Source organism: Parapedobacter tibetensis, assembly GCF_024704835.1.
Lineage (GTDB): Bacteria > Bacteroidota > Bacteroidia > Sphingobacteriales > Sphingobacteriaceae > Parapedobacter > Parapedobacter tibetensis.
Genome location: NZ_JAMXBE010000003.1, coordinates 484184 through 497438 on the forward strand (window position 1 = coordinate 484184; position 13255 = coordinate 497438).

At 44.6% G+C, this 13255-nt stretch carries 15 protein-coding genes and 1 pseudogene; 9 read left to right on the forward strand and 7 right to left on the reverse strand.

Annotated features, from left to right (window positions below; translation table 11 throughout):
* The first annotated feature begins 10 nt into the window (after positions 1-10).
* On the forward strand, positions 11-1285 hold the full coding sequence (locus NF543_RS07160; protein WP_257667428.1) for an alpha-hydroxy-acid oxidizing protein: 1275 nt from the start codon (positions 11-13) through the stop codon (positions 1283-1285).
* Here NF543_RS07160 and aat read toward each other — a convergent pair.
* Together aat and rbfA are read right to left on the reverse strand one after the other, a co-directional pair.
* Positions 1274-1915 carry a leucyl/phenylalanyl-tRNA--protein transferase gene (gene aat, locus NF543_RS07165; RefSeq protein WP_257667429.1) on the reverse strand — a complete coding sequence of 214 codons (642 nt, stop codon included), beginning with the start codon at positions 1913-1915 and terminating at the stop codon, positions 1274-1276. The genes NF543_RS07160 and aat overlap by 12 nt on opposite strands.
* 6 nt (positions 1916-1921) lie before the next feature.
* Positions 1922-2296 carry a 30S ribosome-binding factor RbfA gene (gene rbfA, locus NF543_RS07170; RefSeq protein ID WP_257667430.1) on the reverse strand — a complete coding sequence of 125 codons (375 nt, stop codon included), beginning with the start codon at positions 2294-2296 and terminating at the stop codon, positions 1922-1924.
* Positions 2297-2652: 356 nt separating this feature from the next.
* Here rbfA and rpmB point away from each other — a divergent pair, with 356 nt between their 5' ends.
* The 6 genes from rpmB to bshC all read left to right on the forward strand — a co-directional run bounded on the left by rpmB (position 2653) and on the right by bshC (position 7461).
* Entirely contained in the window at positions 2653-2886 is a 234-nt protein-coding gene (gene rpmB, locus NF543_RS07175) for a 50S ribosomal protein L28 (protein ID WP_257667431.1), read from the forward strand.
* Between the two features lie 74 nt (positions 2887-2960).
* Complete coding sequence (gene rpmG, locus NF543_RS07180; protein ID WP_079718388.1) at positions 2961-3143, forward strand: 50S ribosomal protein L33; 183 nt, start codon at positions 2961-2963, stop codon at positions 3141-3143.
* A gap of 48 nt (positions 3144-3191) precedes the next feature.
* Positions 3192-3377 (forward strand): DUF4295 domain-containing protein, encoded by a 186-nt coding sequence (locus tag NF543_RS07185; protein WP_257667432.1) that lies wholly within the window; start codon positions 3192-3194, stop codon positions 3375-3377.
* Between the two features lie 87 nt (positions 3378-3464).
* Positions 3465-4427: a signal recognition particle-docking protein FtsY gene (gene ftsY / locus NF543_RS07190; protein ID WP_257667433.1), complete on the forward strand. Its 963-nt coding sequence runs from the start codon at positions 3465-3467 to the stop codon at positions 4425-4427.
* 12 nt (positions 4428-4439) lie between these two features.
* Positions 4440-5774, forward strand: a complete 1335-nt coding sequence (gene rimO, locus NF543_RS07195) for a 30S ribosomal protein S12 methylthiotransferase RimO (protein ID WP_257667434.1) — start codon at positions 4440-4442, stop codon at positions 5772-5774.
* A gap of 97 nt (positions 5775-5871) precedes the next feature.
* Positions 5872-7461: a bacillithiol biosynthesis cysteine-adding enzyme BshC gene (gene bshC / locus NF543_RS07200; RefSeq protein ID WP_257667435.1), complete on the forward strand. Its 1590-nt coding sequence runs from the start codon at positions 5872-5874 to the stop codon at positions 7459-7461.
* 49 nt (positions 7462-7510) lie between these two features.
* On the opposite strand, the gene NF543_RS07205 is transcribed toward bshC, so the two are convergent.
* Complete coding sequence (locus tag NF543_RS07205) at positions 7511-8203, reverse strand: protein-L-isoaspartate(D-aspartate) O-methyltransferase (RefSeq protein WP_257667436.1); 693 nt, start codon at positions 8201-8203, stop codon at positions 7511-7513.
* A 189-nt stretch (positions 8204-8392) separates the two neighbouring features.
* Here NF543_RS07205 and NF543_RS07210 point away from each other — a divergent pair, with 189 nt between their 5' ends.
* Positions 8393-9127: a hypothetical protein gene (locus tag NF543_RS07210; RefSeq protein WP_257667437.1), complete on the forward strand. Its 735-nt coding sequence runs from the start codon at positions 8393-8395 to the stop codon at positions 9125-9127.
* Positions 9128-9132: 5 nt separating this feature from the next.
* Here NF543_RS07210 and NF543_RS07215 read toward each other — a convergent pair whose 3' ends face one another.
* The 3 genes from NF543_RS07215 to NF543_RS07225 form a co-directional block, all read right to left on the reverse strand.
* Positions 9133-10314: an RNA polymerase sigma factor gene (locus NF543_RS07215; protein WP_257667438.1), complete on the reverse strand. Its 1182-nt coding sequence runs from the start codon at positions 10312-10314 to the stop codon at positions 9133-9135.
* Positions 10315-10379: 65 nt separating this feature from the next.
* Complete coding sequence (locus NF543_RS07220) at positions 10380-10715, reverse strand: YciI family protein (RefSeq protein WP_257667439.1); 336 nt, start codon at positions 10713-10715, stop codon at positions 10380-10382.
* Between the two features lie 176 nt (positions 10716-10891).
* Positions 10892-11254, reverse strand: a complete 363-nt coding sequence (locus NF543_RS07225) for a winged helix-turn-helix transcriptional regulator (protein ID WP_308378568.1) — start codon at positions 11252-11254, stop codon at positions 10892-10894.
* A 164-nt stretch (positions 11255-11418) separates the two neighbouring features.
* Here NF543_RS07225 and NF543_RS07230 point away from each other — a divergent pair.
* Positions 11419-12110, forward strand: a pseudogene (locus NF543_RS07230) (SDR family NAD(P)-dependent oxidoreductase).
* Positions 12111-12116: 6 nt separating this feature from the next.
* On the opposite strand, the gene NF543_RS25405 reads toward NF543_RS07230, so the two are convergent.
* Entirely contained in the window at positions 12117-13142 is a 1026-nt protein-coding gene (locus NF543_RS25405; protein WP_308378570.1) for a bifunctional transcriptional activator/DNA repair enzyme AdaA, read from the reverse strand.
* Positions 13143-13255 lie beyond the last annotated feature (113 nt).

The window sequence follows — 13255 nt, forward strand, 5'->3', positions numbered from 1 at the left end:
AGATAAGCTTATGCCCTATATCCACGCACTTCAACGGCAGAAGAACATTTTTCTGGATGGGATGTCGGGAAAGCGGCCCGCCGTCCCCTTTCATGCTACCGAACTCCGAATGGCTGCCAAGAAAAACCTATCGACAAGGGCATGGGCATACATTGATGGGGGAGCTGGAAATGAGGAAAGTATCATATCCAATGCAACGGCCTTTTCCAATGTGCGTATACTTCCACGGATGATGTACAACAATGAGTCGGCAGATTTCTCCACGTCTTTATTAGGAATGAATTTACCGGCTCCCTTGTTATTGGCGCCAATAGGCGTGCTGGATTTGGTTTGCCCGCAGGCGGACCGGGTAGTTGCCCGTGCATGCCAAAATGTAGGGGTGCCATTTGTGTTTTCCAATCAGGCAGGCACACCCATGGAAATCTGCGCACACGATATGGGCGATACCCCAAGATGGTTCCAATTGTATTGGAGCAGATCGGACGATTTAGTACGTTCATTCGTACACCGGGCTGAGGCATGTGGGTGCAAAGCCATTGTGCTCACCGTAGACACGACATTGTTGGGCTGGCGTAACCGCGACTTAGCCTTGGGATACTTACCCTTTCTAAAGGGGATGGGAATCGCCCAATATACATCGGACAACGTGTTCAAGGCGATGCTTGGTGATGGAGAAGGACGAGGTATTACCGGAGCACCCAAACCGAAGGTGACACTTGAAACCATTGCCAATCTGCTGCAACTGAAAGCAAATTATCCTGGCGGGTTCTTTAAAAACCTTTTTCGCAAGGAGCCATTGGCGGCAGTGCGATTGTTCATCAATATTTACTCCAATCCGGCATTGAGTTGGGAGCAGGTTACCTGGCTGAGGCGGCAAACCAAACTACCCATCCTTATTAAGGGTATATTGCGTGCCGACGACGCGCTAAAGGCGCTGGATGCTGGGGTCGATGGCGTTGTGGTATCCAACCATGGTGGACGCCAGGTGGACGGGGCTATACCTACATTGGATGCCTTGGTAGCAATCAGAAAGGCTGTTCCGAAGCCGTTCCCTTTATTACTCGATAGTGGGATACGAAGCGGCAGTGACCTATTCAAGGCTCTGGCTTTAGGTGCCGATGCTGTATTGTTGGGAAGGCCTTATGCCTATGGGTTGGCCATAGGCCATCAACAGGGGGTGGAGGATGTTATCTTGAATATCCTCAATGATTTTGAACTCACGGCGCGTTTAGCGGGGTGCCGTAGCCTTGTGGAAATCGACGCAAGCATGATATCATTTGCCTAAACCTGCTAAGAAACCCATATATACTTCGCGCGGGATCATCCTTGCTCCCATCGATGCCAAATGTTCCGTATATACTTGGCAATCGATAAGGCGATAGTGCTGGGTTTGGCACAACCCGATCAAGGCTGCCTTGGATGCGTTGGGGGTTTGGCTGAACATACTCTCGCCACAAAACACATCGCCAAGGGCTATACCATATAGCCCACCGACCAACTGCCCTTCTTGCCATACTTCCACGGAATGGGCTATCTCCAATACATGTAGGCTGGTATAGGCTTTTTGCATGTCGGCCGTAATCCACGTGCCCTCCTGTCCACGGCGGGGTTGGAGGGCGCAAGCGGTGATGACTTCGGCAAAAGCCTTGTCAAGGGTGACTTCGAACGCGCCAGAGCGCCTCATCCGCCGCATGCTCTTGCTTATTTTTAGTTCTTCAGGAAAAAGGACAAATCGTTCATGCGGTGAATACCAGAGGATAGGAGTTTCATCACTATACCATGGGAAAATACCATTTTGGTAAGCTGCAATGAGTCTATCGGGGCGTAAATCACCCCCAATGGCGAGTAGTCCATCAGATTCGGCCAACGTCGGATTGGGGAAACCGATATCGTCATCGTCCAGTTGGAAGATCATCTATGTTTATTCCGGTTGCCTGGGTTCTTTACTGATTTCATCAAAGAGCTTATCCATATGTTCAACATATTCGTTGGTGTCATCCAGAAAAAATTCCAGTTGTGGTACAACCCGGGCTTGGTTTTTTATGCGGGCACCCAGTTTATAGCGAATTTCGCCTGCATGCGATTTGATATTGATTATGTCGTCCTTGGCTTGTTTCGTGTTAAGGAAACTGAGGTATACACGTGCAATGGCTAGGTCAGGGGTAACCCTTACACGGGTCACCGTTATAAACGCCCCCGGAGCCCATGTGTTGCCCTCTCGCTGGAAGAGTTCGCCCAAATCCTGCTGTATGACCCCAGCAAATCGTTGTTGCCTCTTGCTTTCTTTGCTGCTCATGATATTGCCTTTAGTAATTGAAAATATGCGTTCAAAGCAAGGTTATCACCAAAAGCACAAAATCTGGATGAACAATCGAGGTCGTCTTCAAAGTCTTGCACCAAAGTATAGGAGATGGGTATAGCCTTTGCTTGTAATGCAAAGGTAATGATTTTTCCCGACGAATAAGTATGAGACCGTTGCTTAGTCCAGACCCATGAGTTGTTGAGCGGTGGCAGCTGGGCATGATAGAAAAAACAAATGGGTAGACCACCCGAAGATAAAGAAAAAAATAATTGTATAATAAAAAACAAATGCTGATATTTGCAAGCTCTTTGCGAAAAAGGCATTTAACACGATAAAAACAGCATACAATCATGTCAAGAGTTTGTGATTTAACAGGAAAAACGGCAATGAACGGATTCAACGTTTCGAATTCCAATGCGAAAACCAAACGTAAATTTTATCCCAATTTGCAGACCAAGCGGTTCTTCATACCTGAAGAAAACCGTTGGATTACCCTGAAAGTATCCACCTCGGCGATAAAAACGATCAATAAAAACGGCATCACTGCTGTCATCGATAAGTTTATCAAAAAAGGATACGTTTAAGGAGTGCGCGCTCGCTGAGCGACTTAGTTTGAATTTTACCCGTTCGATTCGACGGATTACAATACACTACAACAATGGCTAAAAAAGGAAATAGGGTACAGGTTATCTTGGAATGTACTGAGCACAAAGAGAGTGGTCTTCCAGGGATGTCGCGTTACATCACGACCAAAAACAAGAAAAACACCACCGAACGATTGGAGTTGAAAAAATTCAATCCCGTATTGAGGCGTGTGACGGTTCACAAAGAAATTAAATAAATCCAGCGATTGGCTTTCAAGGGCAATTGCATAACTAATTAGAAAGACATGGCAAAGAAAGCAGTAGCATCACTCAAAACCGGTAAAGGGAAAGATTACACGAAGGTAATCACCGCCGTAAGGTCTCCGAAGACCGGCGCATACACCTTTAAGGCAATGATTGCACACAACGACCATATCAAAGACGCTATAGAAGTGGCCAAAGAAGCCGTTATAGAATCGGCCGCACAATAGCTTTTGTGTGTTACGATATTGCTAGAAGCCGTTTCGGAGGTCAACCGGAAGGGCTTTTTTGTTGTGATTAATTTAGCAGCATGAACTATGGGATTGTTTGATCTTTTCAAAAAGAAGCAAGAAACTCCTGAAGCGCAGCAAGCGCTTGATAAAGGGCTTGAGAAAACTAAGGAAGGATTTTTCTCCAAAATCACCAAGGCCGTTGTAGGTAAATCTAGTGTGGATGATGAGGTTCTCGATGATTTGGAGGAAATATTGGTTACATCTGACGTGGGTGTAAACACTACCCTTAAAATTATAGCGCGGATCGAAGCACGTGTATCTCGCGATAAATACGTGAATACTTCCGAACTCAATGCGATCCTGAGAGACGAAATCCAAGCACTCCTTGCCGAAAACAACAGCTCGGATTTTGAGCATTTTGAATATGGCGACCACAAGCCTTACGTCATCATGGTGGTAGGTGTAAACGGTGTGGGTAAAACTACGACCATAGGCAAATTGGCTTATCAACTCAGGGAGGCCGGCAATAAGGTGGTGTTGGGAGCTGCCGATACATTCAGAGCCGCTGCCGTAGATCAAATCAAACTTTGGGGTGAACGGGTGGGCGTGCGTGTAGTGGCGCAGGCTATGGGCTCTGATCCAGCATCTGTGGCTTTCGATACCATAAAATCTGCCGTGGCCAATGGCGATGATGTGGCCATCATCGATACAGCCGGAAGATTGCACAACAAGGTCGCCCTGATGAATGAACTCAGCAAAATCAAGAATGTGATGCAAAAAGTCGTCCCCGATGCACCACATGAAATCCTACTGGTGCTCGATGCTTCCACAGGACAGAATGCCATTGAGCAGTGCAAGCAGTTCACCCAAGCGACGGATGTGAATGCCTTGGCATTGACCAAACTCGATGGTACGGCCAAGGGGGGTGTAGTTATTGGCATCTCTGACCAATTCAAAATCCCCGTGAAATATATTGGTGTGGGCGAAAAAGTGGGGGACCTACAGCTATTCAACAAAAGAGAATTTGTGGATTCGCTGTTTAAGTGATGGAATTGTGTTATGAAAACGAAGCAAGTAAAACCGACCCCTATCCAACGGAGTCCGCGAGTCAATGTAGTGACATTGGGTTGCTCGAAAAACATCCATGATAGTGAGGTGTTAATGGGGCAACTGCGAGGCAATAGCATGCAGGTGGTACACGAAGCAGAAAATGTGCAGGCGGATGACATCGTGGTTATCAATACTTGCGGTTTTATCGATAATGCCAAGCAGGAGTCCATCGATACCATCTTGCAATATAGTGCACTCAAAGATGAAGGTAAGGTGGGCAAAGTCATCGTGACCGGTTGCCTTTCCGAACGCTATAAACCCGAATTACAAACCGAAATACCCAATGTGGATGCTTATTTCGGCACCAACGACTTACAAGATTTATTGAGCACCATCGGTGCCGACTATAAGTATGAATTGCTGGGCGAGCGGATGCTCACGACACCTTCCCACTTCGCGTATTTCAAAATCGCGGAAGGGTGCAATCGGCCATGCTCATTCTGCGCCATCCCCCTCATGCGCGGCAAACATGTATCCAAGCCGATGGAAGATTTGGTGAAGGAAGCCCAACATTTGGCCAAAAACGGCACCAAAGAAATCATACTTATTGCACAAGACCTTACATATTATGGGCTCGACCTATATGGTAAGCGCAACCTATCCGATTTGCTCCGTCGGCTTTCGGACGTGGAAGGGATTGAATGGATTCGGTTGCAATATGCATACCCCGCTGGATTCCCGCTGGATATTCTCGATGTGATGAACGAGCGAAGCAATATCTGCAATTACCTCGATATGCCCTTACAGCACATCAGCGACAACATGCTCAAATCCATGCGTCGCGGTATCAACAAGCAGAAAACGATGGATTTGGTCGACACCATCCGCGCGCGGGTACCGGAAATTGCGTTACGGACCACGCTAATTTGTGGGTATCCCGGCGAAACCGAACGGGACTTCGATGAATTACAACAATGGGTAGCCGATACACGCTTTGACCGGTTGGGGTGCTTCACCTATTCCCATGAGGAAAAAACCCATGCCCATAGTTTAGTAGACGATGTGCCTGAAGAAGAAAAAGCCTCACGTGTGGAGCGGCTGATGGAAATTCAGCAACACATTTCGTATGATATTAATCAAACCCGGGTAGGAAACACCTACAAGGTGTTGGTAGATAAGATGGAAGGAGCGTATTTCATTGGACGTACAGAATACGATTCACCCGAAGTAGATAATGAGGTGCTAATTCCTGCTTCCGACAAGTATCTTACCACAGGCCGTTTTGCACAAGTGTATATTGAACGGGCGGAAGACTTCGATTTATATGGAAAGATTGTCAAATAATTGTTATCCGTCGTCGCTTTTACCTGTAACTGCTATTTTTCATCTATAATTGTAAGCTCACAAGGACAGATGGGAGACTGACAAACATGTTTTATCGATGAAGGCAACCTATATAGATTACAAGGACACAAACGGATTTTCGAAGACGCTGTTGGCGTATGTGGACAATGATCCCTTACTTGCTCCCTTTGCGGGTAATAGGCCGGATTTGGAGGGCTTTGCGAAACAACTACGAAGCAAGACGGGGAAAACCGATCGAGGGCTATTAGTCGAGCGCCTAAAACATCAGTATGGCAACTTGCTGGAACGCCAACCGGAAGTAGCGGCTAACATCACCGCCCTACACCATGAACAGACATTCACCGTTACCACTGGCCACCAGCTTAACATCTTTACCGGGCCGCTATATTTCATTTTTAAGATCGCAACGGCTATCCGGCTTGCCCAAGATCTCAAGGAGGCTTTTCCAGGATACAACTTTGTGCCCGTGTACTGGATGGCTACAGAGGACCACGACTTTGCCGAAATCAATCATACCCGACTACAGGGAAAGAAAATAAGTTGGGAAGCAGAGACTCAGGGTGCTACGGGCAGGATGAAAACAGCAAGTATAGGAGATGCCGTACGTCAATACCAGAATTTCCTTGGTCTCTCCGGCAACTCTTCCAAATTGGCAAAACTGATGGAAGAGGCTTATCTCGGGCAAGACAACTTAGCGGCAGCCACAAGGTATTTGGTCAATGGCCTGTTTGGCCAATACGGATTGGTAATAATGGATGCAGACGACCCCTCGCTCAAGAAACACTTCGCCCCACTTATCGAACAAGATATTATCGGGGAATACAGCCATAGGCAGATTGATCGTACCTCTGCAGCCCTTAAAGCTGCGGGGTTTTCAACCCAAGTGCATGCCCGAGAAATCAATTTCTTCTACCTCACTGATGTATTCAGGGAGCGTATCGTGAAGCTTGACGATGGACGGTATGAGGTGCTACATCAAGGAATTTATTTCACGGAAGGCGAATTGAAAGCCGAAATACACCAGCATCCCGAAAGGTTTAGCCCCAATGTGGTCATGCGTCCACTATACCAGGAAATGGTCTTGCCGAACCTAGCCTATATCGGAGGCGGTGCAGAAATCGTGTATTGGCTTCAGTTGAAAGGAAGCTTTCAACATTATGGCGTGGAATTTCCGATATTGGTGCCACGCAACTCAGCTATGGTGACCGATGATACTATGGCGGTGAAGATTCTTCGACTCGACCTTACATTCAAAAGCATTTTCAAGGACAGCGATGACCTGAAGAAAGAATACGTACGTCGACACACTAAGCATAAGCTTAATCTTAATGACGAATGGATGGAACTGAAGGCCATATTCGGCAAGCTAAGGTTGCGTGCGCATAAAATAGATCCCAGTTTGGGACCAAGTACAGATGCAGTAAAAGCTCGGCTTAAGAAAGCCATCAATAACCTGGAGAAGAAACTGCTTAAGGCAGACAAACGAAACCACGAGGATGCGTTGATTCAGATTGACCGTATAAAGGAAAAACTTTTCCCAGGAGGTGTGTTGCAGGAACGATCAGAAAACATGGGATTGCTTTATGTGAAACACGGGGATAAATTAATAAGTGAGCTAATACACCATTTCAATCCGCTGGATTTCAAATTCACCATCCTTTATTGACAAAACAACATGGTGGTGGCCCATGATCTATATAATGTGTGGTTTGTAATTATTTTTTTTGCCGTGTAAAGGGTACAAAACGTACGGGTGTCAGGTTGGTCTTGATAATTTTACCATCCTGTTTTTCGACTAACATCAAGGTTTGTACCGAGGCTGAAGGACCTACAGGCATGACCATTTTTCCTCCGTCTCTCAATTGTTCGATAAGTGGAGGTGGAATTTCTTCAGCAGCGGCTGTGACAATGATGCCATCGAAAGGCGCTTTTGCCGCAAGCCCCTTGTAACCATCACCAATGATGACCTCTACGTTGTCATAGCCTAACTTGCCCATTAGTTTCTTGCTCCGCTCGCCCAATTCTTTAACAATCTCAATGGTATAAACCTCGTCTACTATTTCGGCTAATATGGCTGCCTGATACCCCGACCCTGTACCAATTTCTAACACGCGATCGCCGGCCTTAGGTGCAAGCAACTGAGTCATATAGGCCACGATATAAGGCTGGGAGATGGTCTGGTCATACCCTATTGGCAGAGGAGCATCGTCATAAGCATGTTTTTGGTACGCTGACGGGACAAACAAATGTCGCTCCACCTTACTCATGGCCTCAAGCGTGGCGCGATGGTTAATGCCGCGTGTTTCAAGTTGGGTACGTACCATATTGTTGCGCAATGCGCCATAATTTTGCGATATAACCGGCGGGGCTATCCAAAGGGTAAGCAATAAGATTATAAGCGGTTTCATTCGACGTTATGGCATGACAAACTTCTTAAAGATACATGGTAATTAAACATATAAAGATAACATCCCAACGGATATAAATGTTTGTGGAAGTAATGGTATTGGATAATATCTTCTTCCACAATGTGTCTATATAGGCAACATGGTTGGTAATTAATTTGCGGCAAATGTTTTTATATCGTATCTTGAGCCATGCATGCTTCAGTAATAAAAGCATTTGTACCCTGTTTTCTCATCCCGGGTATGTCCTTCACCCAGGAAGCTGTATTCAAATGGGAGGATGAATTGTGCGCATATGAAAGCGTTTATGACAGTGCGGCATACAGCCGTGCGCAGATTGAAAACGCCCATGCCTTTTTGTGGATAGACTCGTATCATCTCAATACGGTATCGGTATTCAAGCCAGAAGATATCGAGCGGCTTGACCTGAGCAAATTGGAGGATGATTACATGCGGCTAAAAACAAAACTGGTTGACTTGGATTTGCCTCCAACAGCAGTATGGCAGCAGATAAAGCGAACAAAATTGAATGAACTAGATCAGTACTATACCAAATCTCGCATCGCTTATCAGGCCTATATGGACGGTGTGCCTAACGCATTGAGGCAGTTTGACAAGCCGGATAGCGTGCTGACAAGGTATGCCGATGCGCTCATCACAGGAGGGGATGATTTACTGGAAGTATGGCACGATTTGATTGCACAACGGGCACCGAATAATGCAAATCCGGAATATGTTTGGCAGGAGTATCGCAGCCAATACGAGTCAACAAATAGACTAATGTACGCCAAAGTCTATGTGCTGACATTTGGATGGTGGAATCATTCCAATGGGCTCATTGAACGTTTGGAACATGATGAGGCCTTCTACAAGGAGTTTGGCAACCTATTCATCACTACAGAGACCATCGATTGTGAAGAACCTTAGATCTGTCACTCTTTCAGCCGATCCCTTTCTCTTATTAGGGTTTTTCTTTCAGTTTTAGATTTTGTCAGGTCGATAGCCCTGTTGTAATGCTTATTGGCTTTATCAATGTCCGTATCTGTATACAAATAGCCCAATAAGGAATGGTAATAGCTGTTTTCAATGAGATTCAGGTTTTCCGTTTCCTTAATTGCCTGTTTATTTCCGTGAACCTTCGCGTAAGCAAATGCCCTGTTTAGCGCTGTTATGGGTGAATACGCTATGAGGATAAGCTGATCATATAATTGTAAAATATACTGCCATTTATTTTCGTCTGTAGGGGTAGTATGCCAGTATGCAATGCCCGCCTCTAAATGGTATTTTGTCCGCCAGTTGGTGGAACCTGCACAGGCATTGATTAAGTAATAATTCCCTTTTTCAATCAACTCTTTATCCCATAAGTTTTTATCCTGCTGTTCAAATAAAATGGCCTCGCCTGTGTCGCTAACTCTTGCATCGAGCCTTGAACTTTGGAAACACATTAAAGAAAGTAGCGCATTGGTTTGGGGTGTATTTGTCAATGGGTTTTCGGTCAAAATAAGCGTAAGTCTGATCGCTTCCGAACAAAGGTCCCTTCGGATTAACTGATTATTTGACTTAGAAAAGTATCCTTCATTAAACAAAAGATATAAGGTCTTTAAAACGGTATCAAGTCTTGATTGTATAGTTACCTTCTGCAATTTCTTAATTTGAAAATTGTCATTGCGAAGATTTGCCCTTGCCCTAAACAACCGTTTTTTTATCGTTTCTGTCTTCGTGAGGAAGGCATTGGCAATTTCTTCTACACTAAAACCGCAGAGAATTTGAAGTGACAAACAGATTTGTGCCTCCATGGAGTTTGTTGGATTGCAAACGGCAAAAATCATGGCCAATTGGCTGTCAACAATGGTTTGCTGCGTAAAATCAATGTTCTGTTCAGCTTGAAATCCGTCCGCGCTAATTGTTCCTTTAATTTGTGTTTCAAAAATATTAAGTCGCCTGAGGTGGTCTTTTGTTTTGTTTTTGGCAACGGTATAAAGCCAGGCAGTCGGGTTTTCAGGTATGCCATTGGTACCCCATAATTCTGTCGCTTTCAAAAATGTTTCGCTGGCAATGTCTTCAGCTGTTTCGATGTGCTTAAGGCCAAAATGACGGCATAGTATAGCCGTCATTTTAGTATACTCTAATCTGAATAAGTGAGGCAAAAGCTCTTGATGTGCTGTAGCCTTTTCTTCCATTAGTCACGTTTTACCACTTCTCTTACTTCAATATTTCCGCCAATTTTAAAGATGGGATTACCTTTTGCCAATTCAACAGCCTCGTCAATGCTATCGGCTTTTACAATCACATAACCGCTGATAAATTCCTTGATTTCCGTGTATGGCCCATCAGTTACCACATTGTCCGGCTTCACAGTCTTTGCACTAATTGGGGATAGTGTGTTTCCCTTGTCGGCCAATTTGTTTTGCGCAGCAATACCTGCCAACCAATTCATTCTTTCTTGCATTTGTTCAGGGGACGGTTTCGTGTCTGAGCTATTGCTCAACCTGAAAATTAATACGAAGTCTTTCATTGTTAATAAGATTTTATGTTTTGTCTTAATGACGATTGAACATATAGAAAGGGGACAAGTAGCCTCTTTTTTTTAGATGCGTTGGTTTACAATCGTAGGTAATATGTTCTGTCAATACAAAAATAACACGTTCAATAATGGCTGTGAAGTCCTTCTTTGGAGTTTCGAGCAAATTATTAGTTTTCCCGTGTAACTTGCCTATGCATTTCCCCCCAATCCGAAATGCTTTGGAGCATGGAACGCATAGATTGTCCGAGCTCCGTTAATTCGTATTCCACTCTGGGTGGCACTTCAGGGTATACAATGCGCAGCACCAGTTTGTCGGCTTCCATTTCCCTCAACTGAGATACCAGCATACGCTCGGAGATGCCCGGAATCAATCTTCGCAATTCATTATAACGCAATTTTCCATCAATCAGCAATCGCCATAGAATATTGGATTTCCATCTTCCTCCTATCAGGGATAGCGCATAACCCATGCCACAGGAAGCATTGATTTTTTTCTCGTTCAAAGCGTTAGAAGAGGCTTCTTTTCTCATAACTTACTTTTCTGTTAGTACTTAAGAATTCTGTCAGTACTTACAAAAGTACAGTTGCTTGGCTATTTTTGCAAAGAAATAATCAAAAGAATAAATTACGCATGGAAAATCAAAATGGACACCTAACAGGTAAAGTGGCATTTGTAACAGGGGGCAGCAGGGGAATGGGCGCCGCCATTGTAAAGCGGTTGGCTGCTGAAGGAGCGAATGCAATTTTTACACATTCCGGAAATAATCCTGAAAAGGCGGCACTCGTCATTGCCGAAGTTGAAAAATTTGGAGGTAAGGGAGCCGCTATTGTAGCAAACAATGAACGCCCGGAAGACATCACCAGGGCAATCCGGCAAGTAGTTGCTGATTATGGGAAAATTGATCTTTTAATAAACAATGCAGGAGTCTTTTCATACAAATCCACTCAGGAGAGCACACTGGGAGATTTTGATAGAATGATAGCAGTAAATGTTCGGGCAGTTTTTGTTGCGATGCAGGAAGTTGCCCAGCAGATGCCAGAGGGAGGTAGGATCATTACCATAGGAAGCAACGTAGCAGATCGTGTTTCCGATGGCAACATGGGTTTATACGGAATGAGCAAATCAGCATTGATTGGGCTAAATAAAGGCATGGCGCGAGAGCTTGGTTCTCGGAATATCACGTAAATTTGGTACAACCTAGTCCGGTAGATACCGAGATGAATCCAGCCGATAGCGAAATAGCAGGATTCATAACAAACGCGATGGCAATTTTCCGTTATGGAACAGTAGGAGAAATAGCCGGCTTAGTCGCATACCTTGCAAGTGAAGAAAGCCAGTTTATTACGGGAACCACCATAACCACAGACGGCGGGTTTAATAGTTAATACATTTTAAGGTCGTACATTAGATTTTTCCATTTCAAGCAGACGTTGCTTTCGCCATATCCCACCCCCATATCCTGTCAGATTGCCATTGGATCCAATCACGCGATGGCAAGGAACAAGGATAGCTATACGGTTCATTCCATTCGCATTGGCCACCGCCCTGACAGATTCGGGTTTTCCGATCGAAATGGCTTGCTCTTTATAACTTTTGGTTTGCCCATACGGAATACTCTGCAATGTTTCCCACACGGCGTTTTGAAAGTCAGAACCTATCGTAAAAAGTTTTACTGAAAAAGTTTTACGCCTACCTTCAAAATATTCGATTAATTGTTGTTCCAATACCAGGAAGTGTTCATTGTCGCCCTGAATAATGGTCGCATTTAGTTTTTTAGCCAAGGTCTTCAATTCGGTCTCTAACATCTTTCGATCCGTAAATTCAAGCAAACAGACCCCTTCTTTCACTGCGCAGGCATACATCGTACCTAACGGCGTTTCTATTCTTTTCAGGTCGATTACTCGCTGTGATTTACTATGTTGGGGTGAAACACCGAAAATGTTTTTAAACGATTCTGTAAAACCACTTAATGATTCGTAACCAGAATCAAACGCAATGGAAGAAATGGACTCCCCCGTCTGTATTTTTTTAAATGCGGTATTAATCCGAAACATTCTTTGATACGCATGAAACGTGATGCCATGGTTTTTCATAAACCATCTCCTTACTTTAGTGGGATCTATTCCTTTCTGTATCAGGTCCTGATTTTTGAACTTTAAAGATGGATTGTCGGTTAATTCTTTGAGAATGCTGCTGATATATCCAGGGGTTTCGTTTAATTTTTCCAGCGGACGGCAGATTTTGCAAGGCCGATACCCTGTTAAGATAGCTTCTTTAGCGGTTCGAAAGAATTCAACATTTTCTTTTTTTGGTTTTCGGGCTGTACATGAGGGTCTACAAAAAATACCCGTTGTTTTTACTGCCGTAAAGAAAACGCCTTCAAAAAAGGTGTCTTTCGCTACAATGGCTTTATACATGATGTCTATGGTGAGTTGCATATCAGCGTACCTGAAAAATTATGTAAAACAAAAGTAGGGATGAAGCGCTCGGTCTGCAACCGAAAAAATGACAAGTATTTTTTTAGTGGTTG

Bases quoted from the DNA above. Each gene is read 5' to 3' on its own strand.
- NF543_RS07160 (WP_257667428.1), top strand. From the start codon at position 11: ATGCCCTATATCCACGCACTTCAACGGCAGAAGAACATTTTTCTGGAT.
- bshC (WP_257667435.1), top strand. From the start codon at position 5,872: ATGAAGGCAACCTATATAGATTACAAGGACACAAACGGATTTTCGAAG.
- NF543_RS07210 (WP_257667437.1), top strand. From the start codon at position 8,393: ATGCATGCTTCAGTAATAAAAGCATTTGTACCCTGTTTTCTCATCCCG.
- NF543_RS07225 (WP_308378568.1), bottom strand. From the start codon at position 11,254: ATGAGAAAAGAAGCCTCTTCTAACGCTTTGAACGAGAAAAAAATCAAT.
- rpmG (WP_079718388.1), top strand. From the start codon at position 2,961: ATGGCTAAAAAAGGAAATAGGGTACAGGTTATCTTGGAATGTACTGAG.
- aat (WP_257667429.1), bottom strand. From the start codon at position 1,915: ATGATCTTCCAACTGGACGATGACGATATCGGTTTCCCCAATCCGACG.
- NF543_RS25405 (WP_308378570.1), bottom strand. From the start codon at position 13,142: ATGTATAAAGCCATTGTAGCGAAAGACACCTTTTTTGAAGGCGTTTTC.
- NF543_RS07205 (WP_257667436.1), bottom strand. From the start codon at position 8,203: ATGAAACCGCTTATAATCTTATTGCTTACCCTTTGGATAGCCCCGCCG.
- NF543_RS07185 (WP_257667432.1), top strand. From the start codon at position 3,192: ATGGCAAAGAAAGCAGTAGCATCACTCAAAACCGGTAAAGGGAAAGAT.
- NF543_RS07215 (WP_257667438.1), bottom strand. From the start codon at position 10,314: ATGACGGCTATACTATGCCGTCATTTTGGCCTTAAGCACATCGAAACA.
- ftsY (WP_257667433.1), top strand. From the start codon at position 3,465: ATGGGATTGTTTGATCTTTTCAAAAAGAAGCAAGAAACTCCTGAAGCG.
- rbfA (WP_257667430.1), bottom strand. From the start codon at position 2,296: ATGAGCAGCAAAGAAAGCAAGAGGCAACAACGATTTGCTGGGGTCATA.
- rpmB (WP_257667431.1), top strand. From the start codon at position 2,653: ATGTCAAGAGTTTGTGATTTAACAGGAAAAACGGCAATGAACGGATTC.
- NF543_RS07220 (WP_257667439.1), bottom strand. From the start codon at position 10,715: ATGAAAGACTTCGTATTAATTTTCAGGTTGAGCAATAGCTCAGACACG.
- rimO (WP_257667434.1), top strand. From the start codon at position 4,440: ATGAAAACGAAGCAAGTAAAACCGACCCCTATCCAACGGAGTCCGCGA.